The organism is Pseudomonas sp. YeP6b, from assembly GCF_025642995.1.
In the GTDB taxonomy this organism is placed as follows: Bacteria; Pseudomonadota; Gammaproteobacteria; order Pseudomonadales; family Pseudomonadaceae; genus Aquipseudomonas.
Map to the genome: position 1 here is coordinate 6,235,416 of NZ_CP080090.1, position 20,854 is coordinate 6,256,269.

Annotated in this window: 16 protein-coding genes and 1 tRNA gene; 10 read left to right on the forward strand and 7 right to left on the reverse strand. The window is 58.9% G+C overall.

The window, feature by feature from the left end; translation table 11 throughout:
- Window positions 1–102: 102 nt before the first annotated feature.
- The 4 genes from KZH41_RS28260 (at window position 103) to KZH41_RS28275 (ending at window position 6,265) form a co-directional block, all read left to right on the forward strand.
- Complete coding sequence (locus KZH41_RS28260; protein WP_094951401.1) at window positions 103–2,025, forward strand: PrkA family serine protein kinase; 1,923 nt, start codon at window positions 103–105, stop codon at window positions 2,023–2,025.
- Between the two features lie 113 nt (window positions 2,026–2,138).
- Window positions 2,139–3,410, forward strand: coding sequence for a YeaH/YhbH family protein (locus KZH41_RS28265; protein WP_098950197.1), 1,272 nt, complete (start codon window positions 2,139–2,141; stop codon window positions 3,408–3,410).
- Window positions 3,407–4,972, forward strand: coding sequence for a SpoVR family protein (locus KZH41_RS28270; protein WP_242153015.1), 1,566 nt, complete (start codon window positions 3,407–3,409; stop codon window positions 4,970–4,972). Before KZH41_RS28265 ends, KZH41_RS28270 begins: the two co-directional genes overlap by 4 nt.
- A gap of 63 nt (window positions 4,973–5,035) precedes the next feature.
- Window positions 5,036–6,265, forward strand: a complete 1,230-nt coding sequence (locus KZH41_RS28275; protein ID WP_263274077.1) for a multifunctional CCA addition/repair protein — start codon at window positions 5,036–5,038, stop codon at window positions 6,263–6,265.
- A 75-nt stretch (window positions 6,266–6,340) separates the two neighbouring features.
- Here KZH41_RS28275 and folK read toward each other — a convergent pair whose 3' ends face one another.
- Together folK and folB are read right to left on the reverse strand one after the other, a co-directional pair.
- On the reverse strand, window positions 6,341–6,859 hold the full coding sequence (gene folK / locus KZH41_RS28280; RefSeq protein WP_263274078.1) for a 2-amino-4-hydroxy-6-hydroxymethyldihydropteridine diphosphokinase: 519 nt from the start codon (window positions 6,857–6,859) through the stop codon (window positions 6,341–6,343).
- Window positions 6,850–7,203, reverse strand: a complete 354-nt coding sequence (gene folB / locus KZH41_RS28285) for a dihydroneopterin aldolase (RefSeq protein ID WP_026140135.1) — start codon at window positions 7,201–7,203, stop codon at window positions 6,850–6,852. The genes folK and folB overlap by 10 nt, the downstream gene beginning before the upstream one ends.
- Before the next feature lie 72 nt (window positions 7,204–7,275).
- Between folB and plsY the strand changes: the two genes are divergently transcribed.
- Complete coding sequence (gene plsY / locus KZH41_RS28290) at window positions 7,276–7,845, forward strand: glycerol-3-phosphate 1-O-acyltransferase PlsY (RefSeq protein ID WP_094951989.1); 570 nt, start codon at window positions 7,276–7,278, stop codon at window positions 7,843–7,845.
- Window positions 7,846–7,888: 43 nt separating this feature from the next.
- On the opposite strand, the gene tsaD is transcribed toward plsY, so the two are convergent.
- Window positions 7,889–8,914, reverse strand: a complete 1,026-nt coding sequence (tsaD, locus tag KZH41_RS28295) for a tRNA (adenosine(37)-N6)-threonylcarbamoyltransferase complex transferase subunit TsaD (RefSeq protein WP_094951990.1) — start codon at window positions 8,912–8,914, stop codon at window positions 7,889–7,891.
- 203 nt (window positions 8,915–9,117) lie between these two features.
- Between tsaD and rpsU the strand changes: the two genes are divergently transcribed.
- The 5 genes from rpsU (at window position 9,118) to KZH41_RS28320 (ending at window position 17,632) form a co-directional block, all read left to right on the forward strand.
- Window positions 9,118–9,333, forward strand: a complete 216-nt coding sequence (gene rpsU / locus KZH41_RS28300; RefSeq protein ID WP_002551877.1) for a 30S ribosomal protein S21 — start codon at window positions 9,118–9,120, stop codon at window positions 9,331–9,333.
- A 442-nt stretch (window positions 9,334–9,775) separates the two neighbouring features.
- The gene (gene dnaG, locus KZH41_RS28305) at window positions 9,776–11,746 is read left to right on the forward strand and encodes a DNA primase (protein WP_094951991.1); all 1,971 of its coding nucleotides are present in this window, start codon (window positions 9,776–9,778) and stop codon (window positions 11,744–11,746) included.
- Between the two features lie 67 nt (window positions 11,747–11,813).
- Window positions 11,814–13,664, forward strand: coding sequence for an RNA polymerase sigma factor RpoD (gene rpoD, locus KZH41_RS28310; protein WP_242153024.1), 1,851 nt, complete (start codon window positions 11,814–11,816; stop codon window positions 13,662–13,664).
- A 132-nt stretch (window positions 13,665–13,796) separates the two neighbouring features.
- Window positions 13,797–17,540 carry a bifunctional diguanylate cyclase/phosphodiesterase gene (locus tag KZH41_RS28315; RefSeq protein WP_263274079.1) on the forward strand — a complete coding sequence of 1,248 codons (3,744 nt, stop codon included), beginning with the start codon at window positions 13,797–13,799 and terminating at the stop codon, window positions 17,538–17,540.
- Window positions 17,541–17,555: 15 nt separating this feature from the next.
- Window positions 17,556–17,632, forward strand: a tRNA-Ile gene (locus KZH41_RS28320).
- A 242-nt stretch (window positions 17,633–17,874) separates the two neighbouring features.
- On the opposite strand, the gene KZH41_RS30595 is transcribed toward KZH41_RS28320, so the two are convergent.
- The 4 genes from KZH41_RS30595 to KZH41_RS28335 form a co-directional block, all read right to left on the reverse strand.
- A complete protein-coding gene (locus tag KZH41_RS30595) occupies window positions 17,875–18,078 on the reverse strand; it encodes an HGGxSTG domain-containing protein (protein ID WP_082896000.1) in 204 nt (67 codons plus the stop codon).
- A gap of 355 nt (window positions 18,079–18,433) precedes the next feature.
- Window positions 18,434–19,795 carry a DUF3987 domain-containing protein gene (locus KZH41_RS28325; protein WP_167353712.1) on the reverse strand — a complete coding sequence of 454 codons (1,362 nt, stop codon included), beginning with the start codon at window positions 19,793–19,795 and terminating at the stop codon, window positions 18,434–18,436.
- Window positions 19,796–20,259: 464 nt separating this feature from the next.
- Window positions 20,260–20,544, reverse strand: a complete 285-nt coding sequence (locus KZH41_RS28330) for a helix-turn-helix domain-containing protein (RefSeq protein WP_237140868.1) — start codon at window positions 20,542–20,544, stop codon at window positions 20,260–20,262.
- A gap of 3 nt (window positions 20,545–20,547) precedes the next feature.
- Complete coding sequence (locus KZH41_RS28335; protein WP_064454401.1) at window positions 20,548–20,745, reverse strand: helix-turn-helix transcriptional regulator; 198 nt, start codon at window positions 20,743–20,745, stop codon at window positions 20,548–20,550.
- Between the last annotated feature and the right edge of the window lie 109 nt (window positions 20,746–20,854).

Sequence of the window (20,854 nt, forward strand, 5' to 3'; positions counted from 1 at the left end):
GGTGCTTGGGGGGAAAACGGCCATTGGTTGATCACCAATGACTGCCAGCATCGACTGATTGACCCGGCGTCGGCTCCACGTATCGAGCGAGGTGACGACGTCATGAGTATCTTTAGCCACTTCCAACAACGCTTCGCGTCCACCCAGCAGGAAGAACTCACGCTGCAAGAGTATCTCGAGCTGTGCAAACAGGACCGCAGCACCTACGCGTCTGCCGCCGAACGCCTGCTATTGGCAATTGGTGAGCCGGAGCTGGTGGAAACCGCCAACAATTCGCGCCTGTCGCGAATATTCTCCAACAAGGTGATCCGCCGCTACCCGGCCTTTGAAGACTTCCATGGCATGGAAGAATGCATCGACCAGATCGTCTCCTACTTCCGCCATGCCGCCCAAGGCCTGGAAGAGAAGAAGCAAATCCTCTACCTGCTCGGCCCCGTCGGCGGCGGCAAGTCGTCCCTGGCGGAAAAACTCAAACAACTGATCGAGAAAGTGCCCTTCTACGCGATCAAGGGCTCGCCGGTCTTCGAGTCGCCTCTCGGGCTGTTCAACGCCACGGAAGATGGCGCGATCCTCGAAGAAGACTTCGGCATCCCACGGCGCTACCTCAATACCATCATGTCGCCTTGGGCCACCAAGCGCCTGGCTGAGTTTGGCGGCGATATCAGCCAGTTCCGCGTGGTGAAACTCTACCCGTCGGTCCTCAACCAGATCGGCGTAGCCAAGACCGAACCGGGCGATGAGAACAACCAAGACATCTCGGCACTGGTGGGTAAAGTCGATATCCGCAAACTCGAAGAGTTCCCACAGAACGACGCCGACGCCTACAGCTACTCGGGCGCGCTGTGCCGGGCCAACCAGGGCCTGATGGAATTCGTGGAGATGTTCAAGGCGCCAATCAAGGTGCTGCACCCACTGCTGACCGCCACCCAGGAAGGTAACTACAACAGTACCGAAGGCCTGGGCGCAATTCCTTTCACCGGGATCCTGCTGGCCCACTCCAACGAATCGGAATGGCACACCTTCCGTAACAACAAGAACAACGAAGCCTTCATCGACCGGATCTACATCGTCAAGGTGCCGTACTGCCTGCGCGTCAGCGATGAGATCAAGATCTACGACAAGTTGTTGTTCAACAGCTCCCTGGCCAAGGCCCATTGCGCGCCTGACACCTTGAAGATGCTCGCCCAGTTCACCGTGCTGTCGCGCCTCAAGGAGCCGGAGAACTCGAACATCTATTCGAAGATGCGCGTCTACGACGGCGAAAACCTCAAGGACACCGATCCCAAGGCCAAGTCGATCCAGGAATACCGCGACACTGCGGGCGTGGATGAGGGCATGAATGGCCTTTCCACACGTTTCGCGTTCAAGATCCTCTCCAAGGTATTCAACTTCGACCCACACGAAATCGCCGCCAACCCCGTGCACCTGCTGTATGTGCTGGAGCAGCAGATCGAACAGGAACAGTTCCAGGCCGAAACCCGCGAACGCTACCTGCGCTTCCTCAAGGAATACCTGGCGCCGCGCTACATCGAGTTTATCGGCAAGGAAATTCAGACCGCGTACCTGGAGTCCTACAGCGAGTACGGCCAGAACATCTTCGACCGCTACGTGCTGTACGCCGACTTCTGGATCCAGGACCAGGAGTACCGCGACCCGGAAACCGGCGAGATCCTCAACCGCGTGGCCCTCAACGAGGAGCTGGAGAAGATCGAGAAACCGGCCGGCATCAGCAATCCGAAGGATTTCCGCAACGAAATCGTCAACTTCGTGCTGCGCGCCCGCGCCAACAACAACGGCAAGAATCCTACCTGGCTCAGCTACGAGAAGCTGCGGGTGGTCATCGAGAAGAAAATGTTCTCCAACACCGAGGATCTGCTGCCGGTCATCAGCTTCAACGCCAAGGCCAGCAAGGAGGATCAGCAAAAACACAACGACTTCGTTACACGAATGGTCGAGCGTGGCTACACCGACAAACAGGTACGGCTGCTCTCCGAGTGGTACCTGCGGGTTCGTAAATCACAGTAAGGCAGCGACAGGCGCGCGCTGCCGGGCCTTTGGCCTGGCAGCTGACCGCTTGTCTCTAAGCTTCCAGCTCGCGGCTTGAAGCTTGTAACGTGAAGCTGCCCGGAGGGCTCCCCATGAGCTATGTGATCGACCGACGCCTCAATGGCAAGAACAAGAGCACGGTAAACCGTCAGCGTTTCCTGCGGCGTTACCGTGACCACATCAAAAAGGCCGTTGAAGAGGCCGTCAGCCGCCGCTCCATCACGGACATGGAGCATGGCGAGCAAATCAGCATTCCCGGACGCGACATCGACGAACCGGTGCTGCACCACGGGCGCGGCGGCAAACAAACCGTCGTGCACCCCGGCAACAAGGAATTCACCACCGGCGAACATATCCAACGCCCGCAAGGCGGTGGCGGCGGTAAAGGCCCAGGCAAGGCCGGTAACTCTGGCGAAGGCATGGATGAGTTCGTGTTCCAGATCACCCAGGAAGAATTCCTGGAGTTCATGTTCGAAGACTTGGAACTGCCCAACCTGGTCAAACGCAACCTGACCGGCACCGACACCTTCAAGACCGTGCGCGCGGGGATCAGCAATGAGGGCAACCCGTCGCGGATCAACATCATCCGCACCCTGCGCTCGGCCCACGCCCGGCGTATCGCCCTGTCCGGCAGCAGCCGCGCCAAACTAAAGCAGGCCAAGGAAGAGTTGGCGCGTTTAAAACGCGAAGAGCCCGACAACTTCGGCGATATCCAGGAAATCGAAGTGGAAATCGAGAAACTCAGCGCGCGGATTCACCGCGTGCCGTTCCTCGACACCTTCGACCTGAAATACAACCTGCTGGTCAAACAACCCAACCCGAGCTCCAAGGCCGTGATGTTCTGCCTGATGGACGTGTCCGGCTCGATGACCCAAGCAACCAAGGATATTGCCAAGCGCTTCTTCATCCTGCTGTACCTGTTCCTGAAGCGGAACTACGACAAGATCGATGTGGTGTTTATCCGCCATCACACCAGCGCCCGGGAAGTCGACGAAGAAGAGTTCTTCTATTCGCGGGAAACCGGCGGCACCATCGTCTCCAGCGCGTTGAAGCTGATGCAGGAAATCATGGCCGAACGCTACCCGGCTAATGAGTGGAATATCTACGCAGCCCAAGCTTCCGACGGCGACAACTGGAATGATGATTCGCCGATCTGCCGCGACATTCTGATCAACCAGATCATGCCGTTTGTGCAGTACTACACCTACGTCGAAATTACCCCTCGTGAGCACCAGGCCCTGTGGTTCGAATATGAACGCATCGGCGAAGCCTTTGCCGACACGTTCGCCCAGCAGCAACTGGTCTCGGCCGGCGATATCTACCCGGTCTTCCGTGAACTCTTCCAGCGCAGGTTAGTGACATGACCGCCAAAAAAGAGCATAAGCGCCAACCCATTTCCACCGGGTCCGAGTGGACCTTTGAACTGATCCAGGCCTATGACCGGGAAATCAGCCGTATCGCGGCCGGTTATGCTCTGGACACTTACCCCAACCAGATCGAAGTGATCACCGCCGAACAGATGATGGATGCCTATGCCTCGGTGGGTATGCCTTTGGGCTATCACCATTGGTCCTATGGCAAACACTTCCTCAGCACTGAGAAGTCCTACACGCGTGGCCAGATGGGTTTGGCCTACGAGATCGTGATCAACTCCGACCCATGCATCGCCTACCTGATGGAAGAAAACACCATCTGCATGCAGGCACTGGTGGTGGCGCACGCGTGCTACGGGCACAACAGCTTCTTCAAGGGTAACTACCTGTTCCGCACCTGGACCGATGCCAGCTCGATCATCGATTACCTGGTGTTCGCCAAGCAGTACATCATGCAGTGCGAGGAACGCCACGGCATCGATGCAGTGGAGGATTTGCTCGATTCCTGCCACGCCCTGATGAATTACGGGGTCGACCGCTACAAACGCCCATACCCGATTTCCGCCGAGGAAGAACGCCTGCGCCAGAAGGAGCGCGAGGAGCACCTGCAGAAGCAGATCAACGATTTGTGGCGCACCATTCCAAAGCGCGCCGGCAAGAACAGCGACAAAGATAATGCACGCTTCCCCGCCGAACCTCAGGAAAACATCCTGTACTTCCTGGAAAAACACGCGCCCCTGCTGGAGCCCTGGCAGCGCGAAATCGTGCGTATCGTGCGCAAGATCGCCCAGTACTTTTATCCACAGCGCCAGACCCAGGTAATGAACGAAGGCTGGGCGACGTTCTGGCACTACACCTTGATGAATGACCTGTACGACGAGGGCCTGGTCACGGACGGTTTCATGATGGAGTTCCTCACCTCCCATACCAGCGTGGTGTTCCAACCCGGCTTCGACAGCCCCTATTACAGCGGCATCAACCCCTATGCGCTGGGCTTTGCCATGTACCGCGACATCCGGCGCATGTGCGAACACCCCACCGAAGAAGACCGCCGCTGGTTCCCGGAAATCGCCGGCAGCGATTGGCTGTCGACCATCAAGTTCGCCATGAGCAGCTTCAAGGACGAGAGTTTCATCCTGCAGTACCTGTCACCCCAGGTGATTCGCGACCTCAAGCTGTTCAGCATCATGGATGACGACCTCAAGGATGATCTGGTGGTGCCGGCCATCCACGACGAACCCGGCTACCGCACCATCCGTGAAACCCTGGCGGCGCAGTACAACCTGGGCAACCGCGAACCCAACGTGCAGATTTACAGCATCGATGTACGCGGCGACCGCTCGCTGACCTTGCGTCACCAGCAGCACGACCGCAAACCCTTGGGCGAATCCACCGAGGAAGTGCTCAAGCACCTGCACCGGTTGTGGGGCTTCGACATTCACCTGGAAACCCTGCAGGGCGACCAAGTGATGAAGACTCACCACGTGCCACCGCGCAGCGATCACAACGACAACGACTACGGCCGCCTGGACTTGGCCGTCGTTCATCTCTGAAACACCAAAGCCTCCATTGGTCAGGCACAGGCGTTATCCTGTGCCGCTAATGGAGGCTTTTTCATGAAAATCTACACAGTTGGCGGCGCGGTGCGTGATCGCCTGCTCGGCATCAAGGTCACTGACATCGACCGCGTTGTGGTCGGCGCGACCACTGAAGAAATGCTCGCCAAGGGCTACAAGCCGGTGGGCGCTGACTTCCCGGTATTCCTCGACCCGAAAAACGGCGATGAGTACGCCCTCGCCCGCACCGAACGCAAGAGTGGCCGGGGTTACGGCGGCTTTGTGTTTCATGCCAGCCCCGAGGTCACGCTGGAAGAAGACTTGATTCGTCGCGACCTGACCATCAACGCCATAGCTGAGGACGATGACGGCAACTTGACCGACCCGTACCACGGCCAGAGCGATTTGGAGGCGCGCATTTTGCGTCACGTTTCCCCGGCGTTCGCCGAAGATCCTCTGCGCGTATTGCGTGTTGCCCGCTTTGCGGCGCGTTATGCGCACCTGGGTTTCACGGTCGCTCTTGAGACGCTGGAATTGATGCGCCAGCTCAGCGAATCCGGCGAACTGGAAGCCCTGACACCGGAACGCAGCTGGAAGGAAATTTCCCGGGCACTGATGGAAGATCAGCCACAGGTGTTTATTCAGGTGCTACGTGACTGCGATGCGCTGAAAACCCTGATGCCGGAAGTGAACGCGCTATTCGGCGTGCCACAGCCCGAGGCCCATCACCCCGAAATCGACACCGGCCTGCACACCTTGAGCGTGTTGGAACAGGCCGCCTTGCACAAACAACCGCTCACGGTGCGTTGGGCCTGCTTGCTGCATGACGTGGGCAAGGGCCTGACACCTGTGGATAAGTTGCCGCAGCATATTGCTCATGAGCATACGGGCTTGAAGCTGATCAAGGCGGTCAATGAGCGCTTCAAAGTGCCGAAGGACTGCCAGGAACTGGCACTGCTGGTGGGCCAATATCACACTCATGGCCATCGAGCGCTGGAGCTAAAAGCTTCGACATTGCTGGAGTTGCTGCAGAGTTTCGACGTGTATCGCCGGCCGCAGCGCTTTGAGGAATTCGTGGTGAGCTGTGAAATGGATGCGCGTGGCCGCAAGGGGCTTGAGCAACGAAGTTATCCACAGGCGGATTATTTACGTGGTGCGGCCAAGATTGCGCGCGAAGTGGCGGTCGCGCCCCTGCTGGAGAAAGGCTTCAAAGGCCCGGAACTGGGCGAGGCGCTCAAGCGCGAACGGCTCAAAGCGCTGAAAACCTACAAGGAACAACACAACGCGTAGCAGGCGAGCTTTTGTGGCGAGCGGGCTTGCCCTAATGCCGTTCAGTTAAGCGCAGATCCCCTGTGGGAGCGGCGGCTATAGGAGATCCGCCGGGGTGAGTTGCTGGCCCTGCCACTCGAAGCCGACAGGCGCCAGCACTTGATCGATCTGCGCATCGCGCCACAGCTGGGCCAATGTCTTGCCCGCTTCGGGGTGCTCGCGATCCGGTGCCATCAACGACAGCGGCCACAGCACGAAGGCGTTTTTCAGGATTTCTGCGCGCGGCAGGATCAATCCGTCGAAATTCCCCACCAGCTCGCCATACAGCAATACGTCGATATCCAGCGGCAGCCCTTTGCGGTCGGGCGCATAGCGGCCATTGTCGGCCTCGATAAATTTCAACCGGCGATCAAGTTCCATCAACGGCAAGTCGGTATAGGCCGACACCACCAGATTGAAAAACGGCCCACTCTTGATCCCCACCGGCTGGCTTTCGAACACCGGCGAGCAGCGCACGTCAGTCAAGAAGCTCGCCAGCGCGTCCAGGCCCGCGCGCAGGTGCGGCTCGCGCTCGATATTGCTGCCAAGGCCAAGGTAAACCTGAGTTAGCGACATCCGCGCTCGATCTCCACGCCCACGCCTTTGGCTGCCGGCACGGCGCCTGGCTTGGTCAATTTGAGGTGCAGCCAAGGAATCTGGAATTCGCTCATCAGCACTTCGGCCAGACGCTCGGCAAAGGTTTCCACCAGTTGGTACTGGGACTGCTCGGCAAAGGCCTGGATACGCGCGGACACGCTGGCGTAATCGAGCGCCAGGGTCAGGTCGTCACCGGCCGCGGCCGGGCGATTGTCCCAGGCAAAACTCAGGTCCAGGCGCAGGCATTGCTTGATGCCGCGCTCCCAGTCGTAGGCCCCGATCACGGTGTCGACTTCCAGGCCTTCGATAAACACTCTGTCCAAGCTCTTCTCCGCAGCACGACAAGGGCGCGATGCCCCGTTAGAATCAGGGCGTCCTCGCCCGGAATAGTTAGCATGTTTTGGTCACTGGCGATTCTCGCCTACCTGCTCGGCTCGCTGTCCTTCGCCATTTTGCTCAGCCGCCTGACGGGAAATCCCGACCCGCGAATGAGTGGCTCAGGCAATGCCGGTGCCACCAACATGTTGCGCCTGGCCGGCAAAAAACTCGCCGTACTGACGCTGCTGGGCGACATCTGCAAGGGCCTGTTGCCCGTACTCATCGCCAGCCTCGCCGGCCTCACTCTGCAACAGCAGGCCTGGGTAGGCGTGTGCGCCGTCCTCGGCCATCTGTTTCCGCTGTACTTCCGCTTTCGCGGTGGCAAGGGTGTCGCCACGGCGGCCGGCATGTTGCTGGGGATTTACCCTCCAGCGGCGTTACTGGCCGTGCTTGCCTGGCTGCTGACGTTCTACCTGACCCGCACCAGCTCGCTGGCCGCATTGATCGCCACGCCGCTCACCCTGCCCTTGCTGGCCTGGCAAGCGCCGGCAGCGCTGTTGCCGATGAGCGTGTTGACCCTGCTGATCGTCTGGCGCCACCGCGGCAATTTACGCGACCTGTTTGCCGGGCGCGAACGGCATTTTTAAATACGTTCGATGAGCCCGGCTCACGTCGCGGCCATACAACGGCCTACAGCGGCGACAGTTGCTCCATCGGCCAGCGCGCCTGCACGCTGATCGCCAGGCTTTCATGCTGCCCGGCCTGCAGGCGCTGGCAACCGGCATAGGCGATCATCGCGCCGTTGTCGGTGCAAAACTCAGGGCGCGCATAGAACACATCGCCCTGCATGTCGCCGAGCATTTTTTCCAGCGAGGTGCGCAAGGCTTTGTTAGCGCTGACGCCGCCTGCGATCACCAGGCGCTTCATGCCCGCCTGTTTCAGGGCGCGCTTGCACTTGATGGTCAAAGTCTCCACCACGGCCTGCTGGAACGCCAGTGCGATGTCGCAACGGGCTTGCTCACTGTCGTCCCCGGCGCTGACGCTCTGCTGCCAGGTGTTCAGCGCAGACGTTTTCAAACCACTGAAGCTGAACATCAGGCCCGGGCGATCACACATTGGGCGCGGGAAGGTGTAGCGGCCTGGGACGCCTTTTTCGGCAAGGCGCGCGATTTCCGGGCCGCCGGGATAATTGAGGCCCATCATCTTCGCGGTTTTGTCGAACGCTTCACCGGCGGCATCGTCCAAAGACTCGCCCAACAGTGTGTATTGGCCGATCCCATCGACCTGAACCAGCTGCGTATGCCCACCCGACACCAACAAAGCGACGAACGGGAACTGCGGCGGTGTTTTTTCCAACATAGGCGCCAGTAAATGGCCTTCCATATGGTGCACGCCGAGGGCCGGAATGCCCCAGGCAAACGCCAGCGCCTGGGCGCAAGAGGCCCCAACCAGCAGGGCTCCGACCAATCCGGGGCCGGCGGTGTAGGCAATCGCGTCAATCTCGGTCGGCACGCAGCCAGCCTCGTCCAGCACCTGGCGAATCAACGGCAGCATGCGTTTGACGTGATCACGGCTGGCGAGCTCCGGCACCACGCCGCCATAGGCGCGGTGCAGGTCGATCTGGCTGAACAGTGCATCGGCCAAAAGCCCGCGTTCACTGTCGTAAAGTGCGACACCGGTTTCGTCGCAGGAGGTTTCAAGTCCCAGTACTAGCATGGGTTTGCGCCTTGTAGAGGCTGAATTCGAAGGCGCGCATAATAGTCGCCACTCCCCCTCCCGACTAGCGGTTTTCGATCAGAGGCTTTGCATTCCGGGCAATGAGGGGTTAACATCCGCAACCCTTAAAAACCGACGACCTCAGCCGCGAATTTTTTGCGATGAGAACGTTGATTCCCGGTAATGAAAGAAGGTAGCTCTGGATGCCAGCCGTCAAAGTAAAAGAGAACGAACCCTTCGACGTAGCTCTGCGTCGTTTCAAGCGCTCCTGCGAAAAAGCCGGTGTTCTGGCTGAAGTTCGTAGCCGCGAATTTTATGAGAAGCCAACTTCTGAGCGTAAGCGTAAAGCAGCAGCCGCTGTTAAGCGTCACGCTAAGAAAGTTCAGCGCGAGCAGCGCCGCGCCGTTCGTCTGTACTAATACACAGACTTACGTAGCAAGCTTCTGCCAAGCCCGGCCCTCAGCCGGGCTATTGGCATTTGCGGATATCGCTTGATGCTTCATCGTCGACGCCGCACATGCGACCGAGACACCGCTTCAAACGTCAGGACTGGCTCTTTTGCCAGCGGTGCGCGTCTCTTCTGACGAGCCTAACAAGGCTACTGACGAGCACACTCATTCTTTTAAGCAGACGATCAACTGTGTCGGCTGTGCCCAACGATGCGTTTCCGAGGCCCTTTATTGGCCAACACCGGACGCCAGGGCAACATTTCAAAGCCGAACACTGATAGAAATTAACGTCAGTGAATGTTCGGCAGATACACTCCCTGACAGCCCAACCAGACGAAAGCTGATCGAGCCGCATAATGCGCGCCTGAGCACTTCGCGGGCCTCATTGACACGCAGTGATGACGAGAACGCCATGGCCGGGCTAATTCCCCAGAGCTTTATTGACGACCTTCTGAACCGCACCGACATCGTCGATGTTGTCAGCTCTCGCGTGCAAATGAAGAAGGCTGGCAAGAACTACACCGCCTGCTGCCCGTTCCACAAAGAAAAAACCCCCTCGTTCAGCGTCAGCCCCGACAAGCAGTTCTACTACTGCTTCGGCTGCGGCGCGGGCGGCAATGCCCTCGGCTTCATCATGGACCACGACAACCTGGACTTCCCCCAGGCCGTCGAGGAACTGGCGAAAGCCGCGGGCATGGAAATACCTCGCGAAGAAAGTGGCCGCCCGCACAAGCCGCGCCAACCCACCGACTCGCCGCTGTACCCGCTGCTGACGGCCGCTGCCGACTTCTACCGTCAGGCACTTAAAAGCCATCCGCAGCGCAAGGCCGCCGTTGAGTACCTCAAGGGTCGCGGCCTCACCGGTGAAATCGCCCGGGACTTCGGCCTGGGTTTCGCGCCGCCCGGCTGGGACAACCTGTACAAGCACCTGAGCAGCGACACCCTGCAGCAAAAAGCCATGATCGACGCTGGCCTGCTGGTGGAAAACGCCGAGACCGGCAAGCGCTATGACCGTTTCCGCGACCGCGTGATGTTCCCGATCCGCGACAGTCGTGGCCGGATCATCGCGTTCGGTGGCCGCGTACTCGGCGACGACAAGCCCAAGTACCTGAACTCCCCGGAAACCCCGGTGTTTCATAAGGGCCAGGAGCTCTACGGGCTGTTCGAAGCGCGCAAAAACAACCGCAACCTCGATGAAATCATCGTGGTTGAAGGCTATATGGACGTGATCGCGCTCGCCCAGCAAGGCCTGCGTAACGCCGTGGCCACCCTGGGCACCGCCACCAGCGAAGAACACATGAAACGCCTGTTTCGCGTGGTGCCCAACGTACTGTTCTGTTTCGACGGTGACCAGGCCGGCCGCAACGCCGCCTGGCGCGCACTCGAAGCCACGCTGTCGAGCCTGCAGGATGGCCGCCGTGCGCGCTTCCTGTTCCTACCCGAAGGCGAAGACCCGGACACCCTGGTGCGCTCCGAAGGTACCGACGCGTTCCGTGCGCGCATCAATCAACACGCGCAACCACTGGCGGACTATTTCTTCCAGCAATTGACCGAAGAAGCCGACCCGCGCTCGCTCGAAGGCAAGGCCCATATGGCTACCCTCGCAGCACCGCTGATCGACAAAGTGCCGGGCGCCAACCTGAAATCACTGATGCGCATGCGCCTGCTGGAAATCACCGGTTTGAGCGGTGAAGCCGTCAGCCAGCTGGTGCACAACGCACCACAAAATGCGCCACCGGCGTACGACCCGGGCATGGATTACGACGCCATGCCGGACTATTCAGACTTCCACCAACCGCAGGATGCGTTCACGCCCCAGCAGGAGTGGACACCGAAGAAACCCGGCGCCGGCGGCAAGAAATGGGATAAGAAACCCTGGAGCAAGAACGGCAAACGCGGCGACCGCGATGAAGCCTACGCGCCACGTACGCCAGTGGCGGTGGAAGCACCGACGCTTATTGCGTTGCGCACGCTTATCCACCACCCGCAATTGGCCAAGAAGGTCGAGAGCGCTGATCATTTTGCCAACGAAAGCAACACCTATGCGCAGGTACTGATCGCCTTGATCGGGGCGGTACAGAAAAATCCTAAGCTAAACTCAATTCAGCTGATGGCTCGTTGGCATGGCACCGAACAAGGCCGCCTCTTGAGAGCACTCGCAGAAAAGGAGTGGCTAATTGACGGCGATAACCTTGAACAACAGTTTTTAGACACCATTACTAGGTTATCCGCGGGTCAGCATACGCAGACCCTCGACGAACTCATCAAAAGAGCAAGACAGCCGGGATTGTCGGCTGAAGAGCAAATTCAGATAGCAAAACAGATGCGCGACCTCTTAAAACAGAATGTTTCCGCATCAAACCCGACCTCAGCTGGCGCGTGAGGTCATAGCTCGGGTATAATCCTCGGCTTGTTTTTTGCCCGCCAAGACCTTCAGTGGATAGGGTGTTATGTCCGGAAAAGCGCAACAGCAGTCTCGTATCAAAGAGTTGATCACACTCGGTCGTGAGCAGGGTTACCTGACTTACGCGGAGGTCAACGACCACCTGCCTGAGGATATTTCAGATCCAGAGCAGGTGGAAGACATCATCCGCATGATTAATGACATGGGGATCAACGTATTCGAGGTTGCGCCAGATAAGGATTCCCTTATGCTGGCCGACGCCGATACCGACGAAGCGGCGGCCGAAGAGGCAGCAGCAGCGTTGGCAGCAGTGGAGACCGATATCGGTCGCACGACGGACCCTGTGCGCATGTATATGCGCGAAATGGGTACGGTCGAGTTGCTGACACGCGAAGGCGAAATTGAAATCGCCAAGCGTATCGAAGAGGGCATCCGTGAAGTGATGGGCGCAATCGCGCACTTCCCTGGCACGGTTGACCACATTCTCTCCGAGTACACCCGCGTCACCACCGAAGGTGGTCGCCTGTCTGACGTCTTGAGCGGTTACATCGACCCGGACGACGGCATTGCGCCGCCTGCCGCCGAAGTACCGCCGCCAGTCGACCCGAAGGCGGTTAAAGCTGACGACGACACTGATGACGACGAGGCTGAAGCCAGCACCGACGACGAAGATGAAGTCGAAAGCGGCCCGGACCCAATCGTCGCTGCCCAGCGTTTCGGTGCGGTTTCCGATCAAATGGAAATCACCCGCAAGGCCCTGAAAAAGCACGGTCGTGGCAACAAGCTGGCAATCGCCGAGCTGGTAGCCCTGGCTGAGCTATTCATGCCGATCAAGCTGGTGCCGAAGCAATTCGAAGGCCTGGTTGAGCGTGTTCGCAGTGCCCTTGAACGTCTGCGTGCCCAAGAGCGCGCAATCATGCAGCTCTGTGTACGTGATGCACGCATGCCGCGTACTGACTTCCTGCGCCAGTTCCCGGGCAACGAAGTTGACGAAAGCTGGACCGACGCACTGGCCAAGGGCAAGGCAAAATACGCCGAAGCCATTGGTCGCCTGCAGCCCGACATCATCCGTTGCCAGCAGAAGCTGACTGCGCTGCAGACCGAAACCGGTCTGACGATTGCCGAGATCAAGGACATCAACCGTCGCATGTCGATCGGTGAGGCCAAGGCCCGCCGCGCGAAGAAAGAGATGGTTGAAGCGAACTTGCGTCTGGTGATCTCCATCGCCAAGAAGTACACCAACCGTGGCCTGCAATTCCTCGATCTGATCCAGGAAGGCAACATCGGCTTGATGAAGGCTGTGGACAAGTTCGAATACCGTCGCGGCTACAAGTTCTCGACTTATGCCACCTGGTGGATCCGTCAGGCGATCACTCGCTCGATCGCCGACCAGGCCCGCACCATCCGTATTCCGGTGCACATGATCGAGACCATCAACAAGCTCAACCGTATTTCCCGGCAGATGTTGCAGGAAATGGGTCGCGAACCGACCCCGGAAGAGCTGGGCGAACGCATGGAAATGCCTGAGGATAAAATCCGCAAGGTATTGAAGATCGCTAAAGAGCCGATCTCCATGGAAACGCCGATTGGTGATGACGAAGACTCCCACTTGGGTGACTTCATCGAAGACTCGACTATGCAGTCGCCTATCGATGTCGCCACTGTTGAGAGCTTGAAAGAAGCGACTCGCGACGTACTGTCCGGCCTCACTGCCCGTGAAGCCAAGGTACTGCGCATGCGTTTCGGCATCGACATGAATACCGACCACACCCTTGAGGAAGTCGGTAAGCAGTTTGACGTGACCCGCGAGCGGATCCGTCAGATCGAAGCCAAGGCGCTGCGCAAGTTGCGCCACCCGACGCGAAGCGAGCATCTACGCTCCTTCCTCGACGAGTGATACCAAAACCCCCGGCCCAGGCCGGGGGTTTTGCTTTGTGCCGATTACTTTCTATAGATTAACTGCCGCGCCCCCCTCCCCCGCAATGCCCGTCTACACTCGAAACATTCCCCGTGCCATAACGAGACCGTTATGCCCAGACTGCCGACCGTGATACTGCTGTCGCTGCTGACCTGGACCGCAACGGCTGGCGCGTTGACTCTTACTGATGAAGAGCGTGGCTGGCTGTCGGACCATCAGGAGCTGCGCCTTGGGGTGGACGCCTCATGGCCACCCTTCGAATACCGTGATGAAAATGGCCGCTATCAGGGCTTGGCCGCTGATTACATCCGCCTGATCCAGGACCGCCTGGGCGTCAGAATCAAGCTGATCGAGCCGGTCAACTGGACCGCCGTGCTTGAGCAGGCCAAAAACAACCAGCTCGACCTGCTGCCCGGCATCATGTCCACGCCGGAGCGCCAGAGCTTCCTGGCCTTTACGCGCCCGTACCTGGATTTCCCTATTGTCATCCTCGCCCATGAAGGCGGCGCGAAACCGCGCAACCTCAAGGACCTTTACGGGCTGAAGATCGCCGTAGTGGAAAACTACGCCCCCCATGAATTGCTGCGCACCCACCATCCCGACCTCAACCTGGTGGCTTTGCCCAACGTCAGCTCGACGCTGCAAGCCCTGGCCACCGACGAAGTGGATGCCGTGGTCGGCGACCTCGCGTCCAGCGTCTGGAGCCTGCGCCAGCTCAAGCTCGATGGTTTATACGTCAGCGGCGAAACGCCCTACCGCTATCAGCTGGCAATGGGCGTGCCGCGGGATGAGAAAATGCTGGTGGGCATCCTCGACAAGGTCCTCGCCGACCTCAGCCCCAGCGAAACCGACGCCATCCAGCAACACTGGGTCGGCAGCATCACCGATCACCGCACGTTTTGGTCCGACCTGCTGATGTACGGCCTACCGGCAGTGCTGCTGCTGAGCACCGTGCTGGCCATTGTGATTCGGATCAACCGCCGGCTCAGCTCGGAAATCTCCCGCCGGGTGGCCCTCGAGCAAGAACTGCGTAGCAGCGAATACCACTACCGCGGCCTGGTAGAGAGACTGTCCGCCATCGCCTGGGAAGCCAGCATCACCGATTTCACCTACAGCTACGTGTCGCCCCATGCCGAAGACTTGCTCGGCTACCCGCGTGCGCATTGGCTGATTCCAGGCTTCTGGCGCAACATCATCCACCCCGCCGACCTGACACGTGCCGAGGCCTACTGCTACCAGGAAACCCGCGCCAACCGTGATCACAGCGTCGATTATCGGGTAATCACCGCCGACGGCCGCTGCTTGTGGGTGCGCGACATTGTCAGCCTCATCGAGCACGGGCATGAGCCAGTACTGCGCGGCCTGATGATCGATATCAGCGAAGCCAAGCGCACCGAAGAAGCCTTGCAATTGTCCGAGGAGAAATTTGCCTCGGTGTTCCAGCAATGCCCTGACATCTTGGTGATTGCGCGCTTGTCCGATGGCTGCCTGCTGGAGGTCAACAAGGCGTTTGAGGACCAGATCGGCCTGAGCGCCGCAGACGTGGTGGGCAAAACCGCCACCGAACTAGATATCTGGGGCATTCAAGGCGTCGGTCCCGACCTGCTGCAACGGGTGCAGACCACCAGCATCCGCAACCTGGAAATGCCTTTTCGGCGCAGCAACGGCCAAACCTTTACCGGGTTGATCTCGGCAGAGCCATTCCAACTCGACACCACCGAAGCCTTGGTGGTGGTGGTGCGTGACATCACCCCGCTCAAGGAAACCCAGCAACAACTGCAAACCTCCGAAGAGAAATTCGCCAAGGCCTTCCACGCCTCACCCGATGGCTTGCTGCTCAGCCGCCAGCGCGATGGGCTGCTGATTGAAGTGAATGACGGTTTCAGCCGGCTGACCGGGTTCACCAGCGCAACGTCGCTCGACCAATCCACCTTGGAACTGGGCATTTGGGTCGACCTCAACGAACGCAAACACATGCTGGAACTGATGCAGCGCGACGGGCTTGTCCGCGATTTCGTCTGCCACATACGCCGCAACGACGGCCAGATTCGCCTCTGTGAAGTGTCCAGCCGCCCACTGCCCATCGGCGATGAAGATTGCATGCTGACCATCGCCCGGGACATCACCGAACGCCAATTCATGCAGGAAAAGCTGCAACAGGCCGCGACGGTGTTCGAAAGTACGGCCGAAGGCGTATTGATCACCGACACCCGGCAGAACATCAGCGCCGTCAACCGCGCCTTCAGCGAAATCACCGGCTACAGCGAAGCCGAAGCCCTCGGCAGTACGCCGCGCCTGCTCGCTTCCGGCCTGCATGACAGCGCGTTCTATGCGGCCATGTGGCACCAACTGACCGCCCAGGGGCATTGGCAGGGCGAGATCTCCAACCGCCGCAAGAACGGCGAGTTGTACCCCAGTTGGCTGACCATCAGTGCCGTGCGCAACCGCGAGCAACTGATCACCCACTTTGTTGCCGTGTTTGCCGACATCTCCAGCCTCAAGCATGCCCAGGCGCGCCTCGACTACCAGGCGCATCATGATCCACTGACGGGCCTGCCTAACCGCACCCTGTTCGAAAACCGGCTGCAGGCGGCACTTAATGGCCAGCAAGAAAGCGGCAACCAAGGCGCGGTGCTATTCCTCGACCTGGACCGTTTCAAACACATCAATGACAGCCTTGGCCACCCCGTCGGCGACCTGCTGCTCAAAGACATCGCCGTGCGCCTCAAAGACCAACTGCGCGACGTCGACACCGTGGCTCGCCTGGGCGGCGACGAATTCATTATCCTGCTGCCCGGCCTGCAGCACGCCAGCGATGCCGAGCACCTGGCCAATAAACTGCTCGCCTGCTTCACCCCGCCGTTCCAGGCCGGCGAGCACGAGTTCTTTATCAGCGCCAGTATCGGCACCAGCCTGTACCCACAGGACGGCACCGACGTCGCCACCCTGGTCAAAAACGCCGACGCGGCGATGTACCGCTCCAAGGCCAAGGGCCGCAACCGCGTCGAAAGCTACACCCAAGACCTCACCGCCCAGGCCAACGAACGCGTGGCCCTGGAACACGAACTGCGCCGCGCCATCGAGCGTGAAGAGTTATTTTTGTACTACCAGCCGAAGCTGAGCCTGATCACCCAGGAACTGATCGGCGCCGAAGCCCTGATTCGCTGGCACCATCCGACCTTTGGTGATGTGCCGCCTGAACACTTCATCGCCCTGGCCGAAGAGAACGGCATGATCCTGCAGATCGGTGACTGGGTACTGGAACAGGCATGCCGTCAGATGCACCAGTGGAAAGAAGCCTTCGATGACTTCGGCCCACTGTCGGTCAACCTTGCCGGCGCCCAACTGCGCCACCCCGGCCTGCTCGCACGCATCGAACAGCTCCTGCGCGACTACCGCCTGGAGCCCGGCTGCCTGCAACTGGAAATCACCGAAAACTTCATCATGAGCCAGGCCGAAGAAGCACTGGAAGTACTGCACCAACTCAAACGCCTGGGCGTGCAACTGGCGATTGATGACTTCGGCACCGGCTATTCATCCCTCAGCTACCTCAAGCGCCTGCCGCTGGACTTCCTGAAGATCGACCAATCCTTCGTACGCGGCCTGCCCGACGACCCCCACGACGCCGCCATCGTGCGCGCCATCATCGCCCTAGGCCACAGCATGCAATTCACCATCATCGCCGAAGGCGTGGAAAACCCCGCGCAACAAGCATTCCTCGCCGCCGAAGGCTGTGAACAGATGCAAGGCTACATCGTCAGCCTACCCCTACCGCCCGAGCTTTTTGCCGAGGCTTTTCTTCATATGAGAGTTTCAGACTTTTCGGATGGCACAGTGGGGAAACCATCGTTATAATCCGCGACCTACTGAGGGCCTATAGCTCAGTTGGTTAGAGCAGGGGACTCATAATCCCTTGGTCGTAGGTTCGAGTCCTACTGGGCCCACCAATAAAATCAACGGCTTACGTCATTTTTGAGTAGGCCGTTTGTATTTATAGACTCAAATTTCTAACGAACTGCTAAACGAATGCTGGCGGCTACCCGTCATCGGCACTTGAGTGCCACTTCTCGCCGGATGCTTTCAATACACGCACAAAAAAGCCCAGCAACTGCCAGGTTTGGTTGGAAATAGGCGACCACTACGCGCGCGCGCGCGATGCGTGCCCTGACCCTTATGATTACTCAGGGTCTCATGGGGTCGGCCTTAGCACTCCCCAAGGGGCGCCTGTCGGTTTACGCTTCGGCCCGGTAGATAGGCCACCATGCAAACGACAACGGCCACTGGCGTATAGGTCACGGCGCTTACATGGCGTACCCGCCCGAATCTTAGCCCCGCAAATCATTCCGCGTAGCTCATCGGGGTACGGCAGGGCAAAGAGTTGTCCGTGTGGCATTCCTGCGGCAAGCCAGGCAAGCGTTATGGCCTTGCTCACCTTGTTGTGCTTTACCCACAGCTTGCGCAGTTCAGCTTGATCGTTGGTCACTGGTCGCGCTCCGTTGGTTGGTGTCTTTGTGATCGTCCCGCGCGTGCGATGCGTACCTGAGCCTGAGCCTGAGGATTGCTCAGGAATTGTTCGGGCCTCAAGGGCTTGCCCTACCTGAATACTGAGGATTTCGCGGATTTTGCGGAAAGCCCCGCCATTGCTAGGTTTGCGACTGCGGAAAGTTTGCGGAAGGTTGAGGATTTTTAGCGATGCAGCCTTTTTCCGCACTTTTCCGCAAAACTTCCTCAACCACTAAGGCCCGGTATTACTGGCTTTCCGCAGATTCCTCAAAATCCTCAGCCTCCGCAGACAGGTTAATGCTGAAGTGCTTGCCGTCAGTGGTTAGCAGGTGGTGATGCGCCGCCAGCACGGCGAGCAATCGGTCGCGCTCCCTGGCACTCTTGCGGGTGGTGGGCGGCCCTGACTTGCCCAGCTTGTCGCGGTGGAACTCTTTCCAGTCATCAGCCCGCCTCGGATCGCGTAGCCACCCCATTAGCGCTGCTGCCTGCTGTAGTAACGGGTCAGGTACAGCACTGTCCGTATACCGCCGCCATTCTGAAAGTGAGTGGCGGACTATCGCAGCAGCACGGCACATACACTCTTCGTCAATTTCGGTCTTACCTTCAAAGCAGGCAAATACGGCAGCTACGCGGCGGGCAATTTCACCAGCGCGGCCAGCAAAGGGGCGCAGATTGGCGAACTTACCGAGGGAGGATTGCTCGCCCTCAACCTCATTGTAGAACTCAAGCCAATCCTGTTCGGCTTCAGGGGTCAATTGCAGCACGGGCGGCTTAACTTCGCCTGTCTCGTAGTCAATTGCTTGGGGGGTTGCTGCAATAGCCTCACAACGCGCCCAGTAGCGCTGTAGTCGTGTGTCGGTATACGCCTTTCGGCCTAACTGCTCAGCAGTGAGAACGCGTGTCCCGGCAATACTGGCTGGGCTGGCGAACAGAAAGCGCGGCAAGAAGCCCTGACCACGCAACAGCGGATCGGCCAAGGCGTCACGCACCGTCACTGCCTGCGCCAGCAGGTTAAGGCTCAGGCGGCGGTGATAGGCAACGCCGGAGCCTTCCTCGTTGCCCTGTGACCGAGTGCGCTCAAAGCCTCCAGTGTCATACGCTTTGACCAAGGCGCCCAGGGTTGCGGCGCGGGTGTCTGCTTTGAGCGATGCACCGCCCAGCACCTGCCCCCCCTCATCAGTGTCCCAACTTGCAGCAGGCATACCGCGAATAAATGCCCCGGCAATCGGCTCAAACGTGGCATCGGTGTATTGCGTGCGCGGGTCGGCTGGCCGTGGGTTATCCGCTAAGTGCTGCTTTAGCTCTTTGCCTTTAAGTCCCCGTGCAAACGAGTCCATCTCCTCGCAGGCTTTCTTGTGATCGGTACGGACCTTCTTTTCGGCCTCGTCTATCGTCTTGGAAGCCAAGCGCCGACATTCGCTCTTACGGTCGCCAGAGTCGGCCAAGGTCAGCGTGAACAGTGAGCAAGGCATACCATCAGGGTTGTTAATATGCGGGGCGTTAACACGGGTCTGCGCCAAGTAGACAGTCGCGCCGGTAACGCACTGCGCAGCCAGCGCCAACGGTGCCTGTACATGCTCAGCAATGGCTTGGACGGCATCACGCATAAGGGGCGGCAACGCCAAGATAGGGTAGGGCTCTGCGGCCTCCAATTCAGGCAATAACGGGCGCGGCTCGGGGCACGGCTCCAGAGTCTCAGGAAAATATGGTCGGCTAGGTACAGTCCTTGGCTCTAAAGGCCCCCTCATACGTGCTATTTGCTGATCGTACATTCCTAGTCGTTGAGTTTTGGGTGGCAGCCCAAAGTCATACAACCGCTCAACAGGAGGCGCGGTACTCGTCTCGTTGGCAAGCGGATCGCCATCAGCTACAAGCTCGGCAGACGGCTCAGTCGCCTTTGTCGGCGTATTGGAGTCCCTACCTATTGGCAGGTCATCATAATGCCCGTGACGGTCTTGAAATTCGGCATTAGACGCCCCCGCATACGCTTCTATTGGTAGCTCGTCTCTAGCGGGTACATTGCCAATGTCGGGGGGGCTAAACGGATCGTCGTCAAGCTCAACGGCCATATTCATTTGGCCACCTCTCGCAATACGTACAGCGCCACGCCGTGGTGGACGGTTCCGTTTTCGTCGATAGTTGATATGCGGTGCGTCTCGATATCAAAGCCGCGTTGTTTAAGCTCAAGAACGCGCGGCGCAGGCATTAAGACAGACAAATCACAACGAAGAGACAGGGTGTCGGCTGGGCCTTCGCGTAGGCGCTCAAGAATGCGGGCACGTTGAGCGAAAGCGCTAGTAGAATGGCAAGGTGAGTGATTATGGTTGGCCGTTTGGTCAGCCTTTTTTTTGTTCATGATTTAGGCCACCTCGCCCTGACGGGTAGCCAGCCAGGCATCAAGCTCGGACTTGCGATAGCCCACGGCACGGGTGCTCAGCTTGATTTTGCGAGGGAAGCCCTCGGTCTGGGAAAGACGCCAAAGGGTCACAAGCGAGATACCGCCCAGGTAATCTGCGGCGGCTTTGTTGCGGTAAATAGTGTCGGTTGATTGGTTCATTTCATGAAGCCTCACATAGTTAGCAGAGGCCCCATCTAAAAGTTTTTAAAAAGGTTCGTCGTTTGATGGATTGGTGAGCGATTGATTACCTTTCCATCAATCCTCTAGT